Annotated in this window: 10 protein-coding genes; 2 read left to right on the top strand and 8 right to left on the bottom strand. The window is 69.6% G+C overall.

Annotated features, from left to right (window positions below; all coding sequences use genetic code 11):
- Window positions 1-59: 59 nt before the first annotated feature.
- The 5 genes from O7631_RS10795 to O7631_RS10775 form a co-directional block, all read right to left on the bottom strand.
- Window positions 60-3,563, bottom strand: a complete 3,504-nt coding sequence (locus O7631_RS10795; protein ID WP_278144121.1) for a LamG-like jellyroll fold domain-containing protein — start codon at window positions 3,561-3,563, stop codon at window positions 60-62.
- Window positions 3,564-3,607: 44 nt separating this feature from the next.
- Window positions 3,608-6,865, bottom strand: a complete 3,258-nt coding sequence (locus O7631_RS10790; protein ID WP_278144120.1) for a hypothetical protein — start codon at window positions 6,863-6,865, stop codon at window positions 3,608-3,610.
- A gap of 725 nt (window positions 6,866-7,590) precedes the next feature.
- Window positions 7,591-8,556 carry an N-acetylmuramoyl-L-alanine amidase gene (locus tag O7631_RS10785; protein WP_278144119.1) on the bottom strand — a complete coding sequence of 322 codons (966 nt, stop codon included), beginning with the start codon at window positions 8,554-8,556 and terminating at the stop codon, window positions 7,591-7,593.
- Window positions 8,556-8,708: a hypothetical protein gene (locus O7631_RS10780; RefSeq protein ID WP_278144118.1), complete on the bottom strand. Its 153-nt coding sequence runs from the start codon at window positions 8,706-8,708 to the stop codon at window positions 8,556-8,558. The genes O7631_RS10785 and O7631_RS10780 overlap by 1 nt, the downstream gene beginning before the upstream one ends.
- A gap of 126 nt (window positions 8,709-8,834) precedes the next feature.
- Window positions 8,835-9,623 carry an aldo/keto reductase gene (locus O7631_RS10775; protein ID WP_278144117.1) on the bottom strand — a complete coding sequence of 263 codons (789 nt, stop codon included), beginning with the start codon at window positions 9,621-9,623 and terminating at the stop codon, window positions 8,835-8,837.
- Between the two features lie 95 nt (window positions 9,624-9,718).
- On the opposite strand from O7631_RS10775, the gene O7631_RS10770 reads away from it, so the two are divergent.
- Window positions 9,719-10,768: a DNA polymerase ligase N-terminal domain-containing protein gene (locus tag O7631_RS10770; RefSeq protein WP_278144116.1), complete on the top strand. Its 1,050-nt coding sequence runs from the start codon at window positions 9,719-9,721 to the stop codon at window positions 10,766-10,768.
- A gap of 14 nt (window positions 10,769-10,782) precedes the next feature.
- Entirely contained in the window at window positions 10,783-11,973 is a 1,191-nt protein-coding gene (locus tag O7631_RS10765; RefSeq protein WP_278144115.1) for a threonine synthase, read from the top strand.
- 9 nt (window positions 11,974-11,982) lie between these two features.
- Here the strand turns inward: O7631_RS10765 and O7631_RS10760 are convergent, their stop codons facing one another.
- The 3 genes from O7631_RS10760 to O7631_RS10750 all read right to left on the bottom strand — a co-directional run bounded on the left by O7631_RS10760 (window position 11,983) and on the right by O7631_RS10750 (window position 15,448).
- Window positions 11,983-13,782: a glycoside hydrolase family 15 protein gene (locus tag O7631_RS10760; protein WP_278144114.1), complete on the bottom strand. Its 1,800-nt coding sequence runs from the start codon at window positions 13,780-13,782 to the stop codon at window positions 11,983-11,985.
- A 48-nt stretch (window positions 13,783-13,830) separates the two neighbouring features.
- Window positions 13,831-14,223 carry a cupin domain-containing protein gene (locus tag O7631_RS10755; RefSeq protein WP_145785287.1) on the bottom strand — a complete coding sequence of 131 codons (393 nt, stop codon included), beginning with the start codon at window positions 14,221-14,223 and terminating at the stop codon, window positions 13,831-13,833.
- 346 nt (window positions 14,224-14,569) lie between these two features.
- On the bottom strand, window positions 14,570-15,448 hold the full coding sequence (locus O7631_RS10750; RefSeq protein WP_278144113.1) for a sulfotransferase domain-containing protein: 879 nt from the start codon (window positions 15,446-15,448) through the stop codon (window positions 14,570-14,572).
- Window positions 15,449-15,454 lie beyond the last annotated feature (6 nt).

Here is a 15,454-nt window from a genome sequence, read left to right as displayed (position 1 = left end):
GGACAAAGGCAGGAGGCATCGGGGCCGCCCTTGGTAGGACGGCCCCGACGCTGGTGGTGTCAGAGGTTGGGCTGCTCGAAGGTGAGGCTGACCCGATCGATCTTGACCTTGTCTGCCGTGCCGTTGTAGATGCGGATGTCGTCGATCGCCCCGGACAGGTTCTCCTTCTCGACCCCGGCGTCGAGGGTGCGGCCGAACTGCACGTTGCGGAGTGCGGGCAACGGCTTGTCCAACTGGATTCCCATAGGCTTGCCGTTGAGGTAGAACAGCAGCTCACGGGTATACCCGTTGTAGACCAGCGCGATGTGGTCGCTGTTGGGAGATATTGACGGGGAGTTGTCGAATCGGGCCGGCTGGGTCGTGCCGGCGGCGGCCATCTCCCAACGCCCATCGGTGTTGCCCCGAAGGACCACGACGCTGTTGTTGGTGGCGTCCTGGATGGAGATTGCCGTCATCGGATGACCCTGCGATCCACTGGTGAACCGCACCCGAGCGGCGATGGTGAAACTCCCCGCCGCGTCGACGACCGGGCTGACCGTCTCGGCGTACTCGCCGGCCTTGCCGGTGAACTGCAGGTACCCGTTGCCCATGAAGGATGTGAACGGGTTGGTGGTCCGAATGAGAGTGCTCGGCTTCCCGAGTCGAAGCGCCTCACCGCCGGCATCGTAGTTCGGGCTCAATCCCGAGGTCTCGGTGTTGAACTGCCAGTAGCCCTTCCGGTCCAGCTTGTGCTTCTCCAGACCGGCCGTGTCCTCGCTGACGACCGGGCGGTCGAAAACGGAGACGTCCGCCATCGCGCCCTTCCAGAAGTCGGAGTATCCGCCGCCCTTGTAGGTGTGGCGGCCGAACTGGAGGGCACCACGGGCCTCGACCAGCGAACGCCGGTCCTTGACCACCGGAGCGCCCGTGCCGACCTGCAGCGAGATCTTGTTGTTCGGGCCGTCGAAGACAGCGGTGACGAAGGTCCAGGCTGTGGTGGCAGGACCCGCGTTCACCTTCCACTCGCCCAGGTTGATGACATCGTTCGTGGGCATCCGGAAAAACCAGCTGCCCTGATCGACGCCCAGGCTGAAGCCCGGCTCACCGGTGGCGTCCTGACTGACTGCCACCTGTCTGCGACTGGGATCGTCCACCCGGAACCACCCGGTGACGGAGAAACTCCGGGCGGTGCTCACCACCGAGTTCTGGGTGACGAGATAGGCGTTGGACGTGCCGTCGAAGATGGCGGCGGTGTCCCACTGACCGAGTGACCCTGCGATGTCGAACTTGACGCCGCTACCGATCTTCGCGTCGTGGGAGCCGAGTTGGTCGTTAGCAGCCTTCGCCGAGGCGATGTCCGACAGCGGCCACTGCGCGACCGGCGGGCGCTTGCCCACCCGGAAGGTGCAGGTCGCGATCGTGCTGGACCGTTTCGCCACATCGATCGCCTTGACGAAGAGCTGGCGCGGCCCCTCCTTGTCAGGCGTCCACTTGATCGTCACCGGGCCACCGCTCGTCGTCGGCTTGACCGACACGGTGGCGCTGTCGTTGAAGTTGTACTGGTACTCCACGACGTCCGTGGCCGCCGAGTCGAACGTGAAACTGCCCTGGACGCCGATGGAGCCCCGCCACTGGTCGTCGTCGAGACAGTCGGCGGTGGTGTCTGCCGCATCATCGGGCAGATACTCCGGCGAGTCCACGTCCGGGGCGCTCGGGCTGGTCTTGTCGTAGAAGAACTGGCAAACCTCGCGCGTGCCGTCGGAACTCCAGGGTCCCCAACTCACGCCGTCACTCGCCCGCACTTCCCAGGAGATCGGCACGTTCTGCGCGATGTCGGTCGGGACGTAGTAGCTGAACAGGGAGCCACTGGCTTTCAGCGGGGTGGTGTAGCTGCGGGTCTGCAGACTTCCACCCGCTGGCGTCCAGGTGACCTTGAACTCGGCCTTGACCTGCTCGGTGTGCGCAGACGAGTGGTCCGGGTCACGCAGGACGGCGTTGAGCCGCGGCGGAACGTCCGTGTAGGGCGCGGTCGAGCCGTACACGCAGCCGCCACCGGGCGACATCGTCAACTCGGACTGGTTCGCGATCACCGGCGCACGGTTGTAGCGGACGGAGAGCACACCGTTGTCGCAGAACCGCTTGGTGTGGGTGGAGTCGCTCTCGCTCACCGAACGGAGGCCGAGAGTGACACTGCTCCAACCCTTGCTCACCGCCGTCTGGACCGCCGCCTTGGCTTCCCACTCGGTGTTCTGGTTCGTCGAGGTGCAACTCGACTGCACCTTGGTCGGCGAGTTGTTGGCCAGGTGTGTGGCACCCGACCACCCCGACCCGCCGGGCTGGTTGCCCCAGTTCGTCGTGGACTTGATGCCGGATGGCATGAGATAGAGCGCCGCCGCGCGGGCGGTGGTGTTGTAGACGTGCTGCAGGGTCACCCGGAACTTGGCTTCCAGGATGGTCTTGCCGGCGTACGGCGTGGCCAACTGGTAGAAGATTCGCTTGATCTTGGAGTTGTTGCAGGAGCTGGGGCAGAGTCCGATGCGCTCGTGTCGCTTGGTGTCGAACTTCCAGTACTCCTCGGACGGATACCCGCTGTCGACCATTGCCCAGGCGCTGTTGGTGCTGGCCTGCCACACCGGGTCCACGTACACCGGGTAGGTGGTGGCCGGGCTGGCGAGCATCGCGGCGTCCGGAGTGAGGTTCAGCGTGCCCTGGGTGTAGTCGAGGCCGACCTGTCCGATCTGCGAGTCCTCACCCGGGCCCCGGGCCGAAGCGTCGTTCGGGTCGGTGGGCTCGGCCGCAGCGGTCCTCCGCTGGGCCTCGCCGCCGCCCTCCTGGTTGCCGCTGTCCCACATGGTAGGAGCGTCGGCCTCGAACACCGGGTTGCTGGTCGCGGGGTCGAGCGCGACAACGCCACCTTCCGCGGTCTCCTCGATGTCGAGACCTTCACCCGTCACTCCCAGCCGCAGGTTCTGCAGCTCGGGCAGGTTCGCGGCCTCGGGGGTCTTCAACACCAGGACGTGGGAGAAGCCCTCGACCGTGACGTTGGCGACCAGGTCGACGTCCGGGAAGACCTCCGGGTAGGTGGCCTGGTCGCCGCTGATCGTCGGAGTGGGCAGAGCGTGGGGCCAGGTGAGCGTCATGACCCGGAAGTCGCGCTGGACCACCATGAGGGGCGTGGTGCCTCCGCCGGACAGCCGCATGTCGATCAGCGCCGCGGTCGGCGTGATCGTCCCGTCCGCCTGTGCGACGAGCGTCGCGTCGGCCGGCACCCAGGTGCCACCCCGAAGGACCCGAACCGCCTGGTTGTACTCGTTGGCGATGAGCGTGCCGTCCGGCTGGGCGAAGACGTCCCGGTACTCGCCCCGCTGGGCGAGTACCTCGACGGGCTGGTTGAGGTCCGCCGCCGCGACGAGCGCCTCGGCTTCGGTGTCCCGGACCGGATCGGTCTCGACGGCGGCCACCGGCGCGGTCGGCGGAGCCGGCTCGGGAGCGGCCACGTAGGCGGTGCCGGCCAGCAGGCCGGCGAGGCCCACTGTGAGGCCGAGCGTGAAGAGCCGACCCCGCTTTCTGGTACGACGGATCACCGTCAGGTCCTCCCCCGTTGAGCTGCGCCAATTCATGTTCTTCATCAGTTGACCGCCGCCCCGAACGTGCTCACGTTGGCCGGGAAGCCGTTCACACCGGGCTGCCAGGTCTCGGTGGGCGTTGCCGACCCGCCGGCCAGGCTCGACCAGCTGAAGCCGTAGACGGCATCGGTGCCGTACGGGGTGGCCACCAGGAGCCGCTTCGAGGTCGCACCGAGCGAGGTACCGACGATCTCGCTCGCGCGAGGGGTGCCCGGCAGGCTCGTACCGTTGCGTTCGATCCTGACCGGGGTGGGGATGGTCTGCTCCGCCAGTACGGAGAAGACCCACACCTGACCGGTGTCCATCGGGACGCCCTCGCTCTGGGCAGACTGGGTGCCGCCGTCCCCTGACGCGGTGTAGACGGTCTCCTGACCGGGGACTCCCAGGCCGACGAACATCGTCGAAGCGGTGCTCTCGGCCGCCGGGTTGGTGTTCACCACGACAACCTTTTCGCCCAGGTAGTCGCCGCTGCTCAGGTTCGGCATCCGGCCGTTGTAGGAGAAGGTTTTGATCTCCGTGTAGGTGTTGGTTCCGGTGACATGGAAGACATGTGCCATACCGACGTCCGACACGTTGACGATCGGGCGGGTGCCCAGTTCGTCCTCGCCGGGTACACCAACGACCACCAGGGAGTCGGGGGTGCCCTGCGCCGCGCCGACCGGCCGATACGGCGCGAGGGCGATCGACTTGCCGAAGTTGTCGTTGGCCTCGGATGTGTCCGCGACGGGCCCTGCGTCCTGGTTCAGCTCGGCGGCGAGCGTCGGCAGCCCATTGGTCAGGACGTGGCTGAAGACGTTCACCGCGCCGGCGAACACCTCCGTGCCGATCGCCTCACCCGGCGAACTGACGGCCCAGTGGTACTTGGATGCCGCCACCGCGTACCCGGTGCGGTCGTCGATCTCGGCTGCTCCGGGGATGCCGGCACCCTGGCTGAGCGCCAGGTTCACGGTGCCCCGGATGTAGTGGACGATGCCGGTGACGGGCGTGGCGAGTCCTTCGCCGGGCGCACCGATGACCAGATACGGCTGGCCGCTGGCCGTCTGGCTGCCGGCGACCGCGTGGCCGAACCAGTCGTGTGCTTCGGCGGCGTCCGGCACGTTGGTGACGTCCTGGTGGTAGATCAGGGAGTCCGGCCCTTTGGCCAGCCCTGCCCGTGAGCCCAGCAGGACGAGCACGACCCCGGCGTCCTGCAGGCCGGAGACGTCCTGGAACGGGACACCGACCGCGAGGTCGGTGCATCCGTCGTTGTTGGCGTCGTACGAGGAGATCGAGGTACCGAAGCGGTCACCGGGTTCGGGAGCGCCGGGCACCTTGGCGACACCTTCGTACAGGGTGTCCACGGTGGAGCTACCGCCGTAGCTGACGTGCAACTGCCCGGCACGGGTCTGGCCGTTCACCAGGGCCTCGGGGTCGGCGATCGCGACATCCGCGACACCGTCGCCGTTGAAGTCGCTCTCGGTGCCGCCGACGCAGCCGGTCACCGGCGCGACAGTGGTGTAGACCTGCATCTCGCAGAACGAGGACCAGCTGTCGCTGCCGCTCACGCCGTCGGACGCCTTGACCCGCCAGCGGTAGATGCCGCCGTCGACGAAGGCGCCGGCCGGTACCGTGGCCGCGGCGGTGGCCCCGTTGGCGACGTTGGTGTAGGTGGCTGACCCGATCGGCGTCTCGCCGTTCATCGCCCACCACTCGAACGCGACCGTCATGGCCGTCGCGTCCGCGTCGGAGACGGTGGCCTTGAGCTGCGGCGTCACCGTGTTGACTGTGGGTCGGGCGGAGCCGGTCACGCAGCTGGTGGCCGGCACCGTCGCCCGTGCGGTCACCGTCGGGTACGAGTTGTAGGTGACGCTTGCCTTCGGCACTTCGGAGGTGCCGGAGTAGTTGCGGGAGCGGAACTGCTTGAACGACGTCGAGTCGGTTTCGTCGGTCGCCCGCAGGCCCATGTCCGCGCGGGTGTCGCCCGCGTTGGCCGCGCGCTGGAAGAAGCTGGTGGCGGCGACGCCGACCCAGTTGTCGTCACACGACGGGTCGTAGCCGGCCGAGGCCGTGGTCACCTTTTCCTGGTGGTTCCAGGCGGGTTGGTTGCTCCACACGATGCCGTCGGAGATCGAGCCCGTCGTCCAGAGTTCCCAGGAGCGCCCGGCGCACTGCACCGACCACCAGTTCCACAGCGAGATGGTCGCGGTGTTGATCTGCTTGCCGACCAGCGCGGTGGTGTCCCAGCGGGCGAACGTGCGGGTGATCGGGCCGGTCGGGCCGAGCTTTCCGAGCCGCAGGTCTGGCTCGCCGCCACGGTCGACGCTCTCGTTCGCTTGGACGAAGGTGTCGAACGTGGTGGAGAGCGGGTTGATCTGCGGGTCGATGGTGATCGGGTACTGCCGCTCCGGTGCCTTGAGCCACTTCTGGTCCGGCGTGAGGGTCAGCGCGATGCCACTGCTCGCAGCGGTCTTGGCGACCTTGGTGACGGTGGAGGTGACCGGCACCTTGTTGACGGGCGCGCCCTGGGCGTCGACCCGCGCGTCCCACATCAGCAGGGCCGGGGTCGTTGCGATGACGCGGCCCGTCGCGTCCCTGATGGTGGTGTCCCCGCCCACGCCGCGCTGGGTGTCGGCGACATTGCGGCCGGTCAGCGGCAGCGTCAGCGTCGCGACGCGACTCAGCGCGGACGGGCTCTTGATCACGAACAGGGTTTCGAGGCCATTCCGGCTCGCCCTCACTACGAGGTCGACGTCGGGCAGGGCGTTCACGTAGGTCGCCCGGTCCTCGCGCAGTTGCGGCTCCGGCAGCGCTCCAGCCCAGTTGACCGCCACCCGGTCGTCGCCCTTGCCCACGGCTGCCAGCTCGTGCGTGCCGTCCGGTTGCGGACCGGAGATCGACAGGTCGTGGGGGTGTGCTGCGGGACGGACGCTGCCGTCGGCGTTCCGGTGAAGGGTGAGGTCGATCGGGACCCAGTCGTCGCCACGGCGGACCCGGGTCGGCCCGAGCGACAGCTCCGCCCGGAACTGCCCGTCGGGCAGGGCGAACACCTCGGTGGTCTCGGAGGTGAGGCTCTTGACCTGCACCGGTTTGCCGGTCTTCCGGGCGGTCCGTGAGGACACCGCCTCGTCGGACCTGTTTTCCACGCCACCCGTCACGCCATCGGGCCCGGCGGCGAAATACTCCGCCGGTTCGCCCGATATACCCGCCAATGCGACCGCCGTCAGCACAGCGACACCTGCCGCAAGGCATGCGCGTACGGTGGCAGTCTTTCGACCTGCCACGAAACCCTCCCCCGTGTGTTTTCAGATATCGATCGGGACTGTAGGGAGCAGGCCGCTCTACGCACAAGTAGCGTCACAAACGGTGAGGATGAAGCGGGCAATTGGTATCTTTCGCCGCCGCCGGTCACGCAGCGGAGTTTTCCCTGCTCAGAGCGGATGGGTGGGAAGCGGTCCCCGAACGCCGGGCCAATCACAATGCGCCGGGGATTCGGGCAGCGAAAACGCCCTCTTGCTCAGTGGAAATACACGGCCCACAGTGGAGCCTGCCGAGTTTTTTGCTCGGGGTCGGGTCAACCTGATCGACCGCCGCGTGCTGGGGCGACAACGGCGGCGAGAAGCACCCCGGAAGCGGTCGGATCGTGGACGATCCCGCCCGGCCAATGACATCGCCAATGGTGGATCGCCGGGACGCTCAGACACGCCGAACGGCGAACGCATCAACCCGTTACACCCGCTCCCACCTGGCGGGTTGCTCTCGAACCGCCGCAGTCCGATCCACGAACGACGCGACCAGTGAGCGCCCGAACGCTCATTCCGGAGAGCCGGAAACGGCGTGGCCGCCCAGGCCGAACAGGATCGATCACCGTACGGCCGGGGATTCTCGGACAGCATTTCCTTGTCGTGGCGCACGTTCCTTCCCACGGGTTTCGGAAAGTCGGGGCCTCCCGGTGACTGGGACACCCCGACTTCACCGAATCGAACCGCTCGAGCAGGGCCAGCCGAGGTCAGACGCGGGTGAGGCGTACGGCGTCCGCGATGACCAGACCGCTGGCGTTGCTCCACCGGCTCACCGCCACCCGGTTGGCGTCACCGGCCGGCAGCGCGAACGTGCCGAGGACCCGCCACTGCCCGCCGGTCGCCCGCTGGTCGACGTAGACGGTCCGGTTGCCGGAGCTGGTGGCGACGATGTACGGGGTGGCGCTGTTGTAGCCGCTGTTCGTCGGCCACCAGGCCTCAACCCGGTAGTTGCCGGCCGCCGGCACGTTGAACCGGTACCAGGCCGGATCGCTGGCGGCGACCGGTTCGGCGTACCGGTAGTCGGCGCCGTACCGCTGGCTGGAGTACGTCGAGACACCCCAGCTGGCACTGGCGGTGAACCGGCCGGACGTGGTGTTGTCCACGGTGGACGACCATGCCGTGCCGCTGCCGGCCATCTTCGCCGCGACGTCGGCCCTCATCACGTTGAGGTCGATGAAGGAGGGGTCGATCTTGCCGGTGGTGCTGGTCTCCCGGTGCCCGCGGGCGTAGCTGCTGTCGCGGCCGAGGCGGGTGAGCACTGCGGCGGTGGCGGCGATCGACGCGTTGTACTGCGCGGCAGTCATCTCCTGGTTGACGCCGTTGTAGTCGATCTCCCACCCGATCATCAGGGTGTTGCCGTCCCCGGACGGGATCGGCCCGCTGCCACCGCTGACCCCGGCGTGGTTGCAGCGGCCGGCGGAGATGACGTGGAAGACACCGTTGTAGTCGACGAGCGCCTGACACAGCGGCCCGGGCAGGTCGGAGCGACCGTTGATGCAGATGCCGAGCGCCGGGTGCGGGTTGCTGGCGCTGCTGGTGGAGGCGGTGTGGTGCCAGAGCACACCGATCGGGTCGAAGGAGCCGGGTCGCATCCGGTTGAGCCAGTCGCCCTCGACGACGACCTGGACCCCGGCGCCGCGCAGCACGTCGACGAGCCAGGGAATGGTGGCCATCAGGCGTCCTGGAGCAGGTCGGCGAGGCACTCGGCCTGCGGTGCGGCGTTCGCCGGCCGGGGGCGGGCGACGACTGTCAACGCGGCGGCCACCAGGGCGGGGATGCCGAGCACCCCGCGGCGGCGTAGACGGATGGATGGTGATCGGGTCATGGCGATCCTCCAGCGACGGCGGGCACGAACGGATCGACGATCGTGATGACGGGCACGCTATACCGTCACGATCGTCGATGTCGATACCCTTCATCGCCAGGGCGATGATTGAAGGAAACCGCCGTGTCAGGCGTCGCCGAGCGCGTCGATGTCGCGCATCTCCTCCGCCGTCAGCGAGAAGTGGAAGACGTCGAAGTTGGCGGTGATCCGCTCCGGCGTCACCGACTTCGGGATCGCCACGATCTCGTGGTCGATGTGCCAGCGCAGCACCACCTGCGCCGGGGAGACGTCGTGCGCCGCCGCGATCCTGGTCAGCACCGGGTCGCTGAGGTCACTGGTCTTGAACGGGCTGTACCCCTCCAGCACCACTCCCCGGTCCCGGTGCTCGGCGTGCCGCTGCCTGTCGTACAGCGCCGGACTCCACTCGATCTGGTTGACCGCCGGGTTCTCCTCGGTCGACTGGATCAACTCGTCGATCTGCCCGGTGCTGTAGTTGCTGACGCCGACCGCCCGGGTCAGGTTCTCGTCGCGGGCGGCCAGCAACTCGCGCCACAGCGGGATGCTGTCCGCCGGCGACGACGGCGGCCAGTGGATCAACCAGAGGTCCAGGTGGTCGACGCCGAGCGCCTCCAGGCTGGCCTCCAACGTCGCGCGCTCCTGGCCCACCCGGTTCGGCGGGAGCTTGGTGGTGATGAAGAGGTCGTCCCGGCGCAGCCCGCTCTCCCGCACCGCCCTGCCGACCTCCCGCTCGTTGCCGTACACGGTGGCGGTGTCGATGTGCCGGTAGCCGGTGTCGAGGGCGGCCAGCACCGCGTCGTAGCCGGCCTGGCCGGTGGCCTGCCAGGTGCCGAAGCCGAGCAGGGGCATCCGCACGTCACCGGGGAGCAGGGCGGCGGGCTGGTCGGTGAGGTCCATGAGGTCCGTTCTACCCCGCCGAGCCCTCTGCCGCCGAGTGAACCGGACACTCCGGTGTCCAGCGTGACGGTTCGCCGTGCCGGAGAATGCGGGGTGTGACGGACCGGTTGGAGGAGTACCGGCGACGACGGGACGCGGCCCGGACACCGGAGCCCGTGCCGGAGCGGAGCCCCACGGGCGCCGGCCCGGACGGCGACACGGCCCGCTTCGTCATCCAGCAGCACCACGCCCGCAGCCTGCACTGGGACCTGCGCCTGGAACACGACGGGGTGCTCGCGTCCTGGGCGGTGCCGCGTGGCCTCCCCCGCGACCCGGGCCGCAACCACCTCGCCGTGCACACCGAGGACCACCCGATGGAATATCTGGACTTCGCCGGCGAGATCCCCGCGGGCGAGTACGGCGGCGGCCGGATGCTGATCCACGACCGGGGCACCTACCGGTGCGAGAAATGGCGCGACGACGAGGTGATCGTGACGCTCTCCGGTGACCGCACCGCCGGCCGTTACGTCCTCTTCGCCACCGGTGGCCGGGACTGGATGGTCCGACGCACCGACGCGCCGCCGCCGGGATGGACGCCGATGCCCGACCTGGTCCGCCCGATGCACGCCACGTCGGCCGCCAGGCTCCCCCGCGACAGGGCCGCCTGGGGGTACGAGCTGCGGTGGGACGGGGTCCGGGCGATGGCGTACGTCTCCGGTGGGCGGCTGCGGCTGCTCTCCGAGACCGACGAGGAGATCACCGGCGGGTATCAGTGGCTGCGGGCGATGGCCGAGGCGCTCGCGCCCACCGAGGCGGTGCTCGACGGTGTGCTGGTGCGCATCGACAGCACCGGCCGGGTGCGCCCGGTCCGCCCGTCCACCGGCAGCCGGGTTCCCGCCGGCGCCCAGTACCTGCTGGTCGACCTGCTCTGGCTGGAGGGCGTGAGCAGCGTCGACGTGCCGTACGCGCAACGCCGGGAGCTGCTCGATGGGCTGGCCTTGGCGGGTACGCACTGGCAGACTCCGCCGTGGTTCCCCGGCGCGGGCGACGAGGCCCTGCGCGCCGGGCAGGAGCAAGGCCTGCCGGGCGTGGTCGCCAAGCGGCTGGACTCGGTGTACGAGCCGGGGCTGCGCAGTCGGCACTGGCTGAGCGTCGACGCGGTCTGACGGCGAGGAGCGACGTGTACCTGACCCACCTGGACTGCCCGCGCTGCGGGCGCGAGCACGCCGCCGACCAGTTGCAGAACCTCTGCGAGTGCGGCTCACCGCTGCTGGCCCGCTACGACCTGCCCGCGGTGGCGAAGGCGGTCACCCCGGAACGCTTTCCACTGCGCCCGGCCGACCTGTGGCGCTACCGGGAGCTGCTGCCGGTCGGCGATCCACGGCACGTCACGACGCTCGGCGAGGGCTGGACGCCGCTGCTGCGCGCCCCCGCGTACGGCGCCGGGATCGGCATCACCGACCTGATGGTCAAGGACGAGGGGTTGATCCCGACCGGCTCGTTCAAGGCACGGGGCGCGGCGGTCGGGGTGAGCCGCGCCCGTGAGCTGGGCGTCGAGCGGATCGCCATGCCCACCAACGGCAACGCCGGGTCGGCCTGGGCCACGTACGCCGCGCGGGCCGGGATCGGCGCGACCATCGTCATGCCGCTGGAGGCGCCGGGTATCTGCCGACGCGAGTGCGTGGCCGCCGGCGCGGATCTGCGCCTGGTCGACGGGCTGATCAGCGACGCCGGTCGGCGGGTGGCCGAGCTGATCGCGGAGTCGAACGGAACGATCTTCGACGCCGGCACGCTGCGCGAGCCCTACCGGCTCGAGGGCAAGAAGACGATGGGGTACGAGATCGTCGAGCAGCTCGGCTGGCAGGCCCCCGACGTGATCATCTATCCGACGGGCGGCGGTGTCGGGCTGATCGGCATCCACAAGGCGATGCACGAGCTGCGCGAGCTGGGCTGGGTCGGCGACAAGCTGCCCCGGCTGGTGGCCGTGCAGTCGACCGGCTGCGCGCCGATCGTGCGGGCGTTCGCCGCCGGTGCCGACCGGGCGGAGCCGTGGGAGGACGCGCACACCGTGGCGTTCGGCATCACCGTGCCGGCTCCGCTGGCCGACGAGCTGATCCTGGCGGCGTTGCGGGAGTCGTCCGGCACCGCCGTGGCGGTCGACGACGCGGACCTGCTGACCGACCTTCGGGAGTTCGCCGGCCGGGAGGGGTTGCTGCTCTGCCCGGAGGGCGCGGCCTGTCTGACGGCGGCGCGGCACCTGCGCGCCGGCGGGTGGATCCGGGCCGGCGAACGGGTGGTGGTGCTCAACACCGGCGCGGGACTGAAGTATCCGGACACTGTCGACGTGTCCGGCGTACCCGTGCTGAACTGAGCCGGCGGGTCAGAAACTGTCCGGCTCCGTCAACCGCCAGGCGGCGTTGATCAGCCCGATGTGCGAGAGCGCCTGCGGGGTGTTGCCGAGCTGCATCCCGGTGGTCAGGTCGATCTGCTCGCTGAACAGTCCCACGTCGTTGGAGAACCCGATCACCCGCTCGAACAGGGCCTCGGCCCGCTTCGGCTCCCCCGCCATCACCAGGCACTCCACCAGCCAGAACGAGCACAGCAGGAAGCCGGCGGGGTCGGTCGTCCACCGGCGCAGCAATCCGCTCTCGGTGCCCAGGTCCCGCTCGACCATCTCGATGGTCGAGCGCATCCGCGGGTCGGTGGCCGGCAGGAAGCGCGCCACCGGCATGGCGAGCACCGAGGCGTCCAGCTCCGGGGACCCGAACGCCCCGGTGAACGCCCCGATCCGCTCGTTCCACCCCTCGCGCAGCACGGTGTCCCGGATCTCGTCGCGTACCGCTGCCCAGCGGTGCGGGTCGGCCCGGTCGCCGAGCCGGTCGGCGAGCCCCACCGCCCGGTCCAGCGCCAGCCAGCAGGACACCTTCGACGAGACGTAGTGCCGCTCCTCGTCCCGGGTCTCCCAGATGCCCCGGTCCGGCAGACGCCAGGTCGCGGCCACCTGCTCGGCCAGCCCGAGCACCATCTCCTGCAACTCGCCCTCGAACCTCGCGCCGAGATAGTCGCGCAGCCGCCACACCGCCGACATCACCTCCCCGGGCACGTCGAGCTGCCGCTGCCGCCAGGCGTCGTTCCCGACCCGGACCGGCCGACTGTCGCGGTATCCGCGCAGGTGGTTGCAGTGGTGCTCGGAGATGTCCCGCTCACCCTCCAATCCGAAGAGCACCGGCACGGGTTCGTCGCCGAACCGGCCGATCGAGCGGGCCGCCCAGGCGAACAGCCGCGACGTCTCTTCGGGACAGGCCGCCACCCAGAGCGCACGCATCGTCAACGAGAAGTCGCGCAGCCACGAGTAGCGGTAGTCGTAGTTGCGGTCGCCGCCGACCTGCTCGGGCAACGAACTGGTCAGTGCCGCGGCGACCGCGCCACTGCGGGAGTACGTGAGGCCGGTCAGGACCGTCGCGCTGTGCCGGACGAGTTCGGGGTACCGCCCCTCGTAGATGTGCGTGTCACGGAACGCCTGCCACGCCTGCGTCGTCTCGGCGAGGGCGGCCAGCGGCTCTATCCGTGCCGGCGGGGTGCCGTACGTCTCGCCGAACGCCACGTCCATCCCGATCACCTGACCCGCGGAGATCTCGAACTCGTGGGTGACCCGGTCGACGTCCGCCCGCAGGTCCAGATCGTCGGCGCGCAAGACAAGCACCACCGGGCCCGCGCCGGCCAGCACACCGCCGTCGGGCTGCTCGTGCAGGTACGGAGTGAGCAGGCCGTACTCGGGTCGGGGTGCGAAGTCCAGTGCCATCCGCACCCGCCCGGTCAGCCCGTGCACCACTCGGATCAGTACGGCGGGAGAGTTCTTGCCCAGCTCGTGCGCACGGGCTCCGGCCTCGGCGGCGAGGGCGTCGGTGACCGACACACTGCCCTCCGGCGTGTGATGCACCGTCCGGAGCACCAGGGTGTCCGGCAGGTACGCCCGCTCCGTCCGATGACCCGCTCCGCCGACGCCCACCGGCGCCAGTTTGAAGTGCCCGGCGCCCGCGTCGAGCAGCCGCCCGAACACGGACGCCCCGTCGAACCGGTGCGGGCACCACCAGTCGACCGACCCGTCCTTGCCGACCAGGGCACCGGAACGAGAGTCCGAGAGGAATGCGTAGTCGGAGATCGCCGGCTGCTGCTCCACCCGCCGCGGGTACCCACATCGGGTCGGATCAGGCAGCCGGCGGCCGGGTCACTCGGTGGGTGGCTCGTCCTCGCCCGCCGCCTCCGCCGCGTCGGCCTCCTCCTTGGTCCGGTGCACCGCCTGGTCGGCGTGCTCCGGCGGGCCGTAGACGGTGTACAGCACCAGCGGGTTGGGCCCGGTGTTGACGAAGTTGTGCTTGGTGCCGGACGGCACCACGACCAGGTCACCCGCGGCGACCTTCTTCTTCTCACCGGCGACCTGGGCCTCGCCGACGCCGCTGACGAACGTCAGGATCTGGTCGATGCCCTCGTGGACCTCCTCGCCGATCTCACCACCGGCGGGGATGGTCATGATGACCAGCTGGGTGTGCTCACCCGTCCACAGCACCCGCCGGAAATCCGGGCTCTTCTCGGCGACGGTCGCGATCGTGAAATGCTCCATGCCCCCGCTCATACCCCGTTCGGCGGTGCGCCACGCCGGGACTCGCAGATGGTGGAATTCCCCACGTTCGGCGGGTTTGGATCCGCACGTACCGGGGATCGACAACCCGACCGGCACGAACAGCCGGTCGAGCCAGGTCCCCGCCGGCGTACCGCCGAACGGCTGCGGTGGTGGGAGACGGCCAGAGCGCGGCGACGTTGCGACCACGGTCCAACGGCGCCGCGCGCTCGTTCCCCCACCCCCAGCCCTGTCGATCATGGAGTTGTGGTGGGCAACAAAGCAGCCGCAATGCCACCAAACTGGGCACCACAACTCCATGATCGACGCAGCCGGGGCGGGGGTTGGGCTAGCGGTGCAGCCAGGTGAGCAGGTCGGGCTCGGCCAGCGCTGCTACGCGCTCCTCGTAGCCGGCCTGCGCGGCGGCGTCCAGCATGTTCCGGCCCTGGCCGGAGCCGCCCTGGCGGAAGAAGGCCCGGCGGTCGCGCAGCACACCGAGTGTGTCCGGAGCGAGCCGGTCGGCGCGCTCCCGCATCCGGCCGAAGGTCGCCGCCTCCACCAGCTCCGGCCCCGGACGCGGAAGCTCCCACCGGTCGGCGAGCCGGCGCATCTCACCGCCCAGGTCGGCCAACAGATCGTCGTAGTGCACCAGCTCGACGTTCGGCTCGTGTCGACGCGCCCAGGCGTCGGTCAGGTGCAGCATCACCCCGGGCAGCGAATCCAGCTCGGCGCGCGGGTCGACCTCCTGGTCGATCCAGCTGCGCAGCCACTGCTCCACCGGCACGCGCTTCCGGCCCGGCCCGGACGGGGCCGGCTGGCCGGTCAGCTCGGCGAGGCGCGCCCGGTCCAGGTTGCCCGCCTGGTGGTAGAGGGAGACCGCCATGTCCAGCGGATGCCGGGCCACCACCACGTAGTGCGCCCGGGGGTCGAGAGGCACCCCGTCCAGCGGGGTGTGCGTCTTGACGAACCGCCGGTGCGGCTGCGCGGCCAGCCTGTCGAAGACCGCGTCACGGGGTTCGGCGAGCCAGTCCAGCCAGGGCGACAGCACGTTCAGCGGCGCCGGCAGCTCAGGAGTGCGAAGCACCAGCAGCGCGCAGATCATCTGCATCCAGGTGGTGCCGCTCTTGGACCGGGTGCTGATCACGATGTCGCCGTCGCGGAACCGGAATCCGGCCCACCGGCCGCTGTCCTCGTCGGTGGAACGGTATCGGTGCGCTGGCTCGGGCATCGGAGG

It is taken from the genome of Micromonospora sp. WMMD967, from assembly GCF_029626165.1.
Classification (GTDB): Bacteria; Actinomycetota; Actinomycetes; order Mycobacteriales; family Micromonosporaceae; genus Micromonospora; species Micromonospora taraxaci.
Note: the sequence above shows the minus strand (reverse complement) of the source record. Positions and strands in the feature narration are given on the sequence as shown.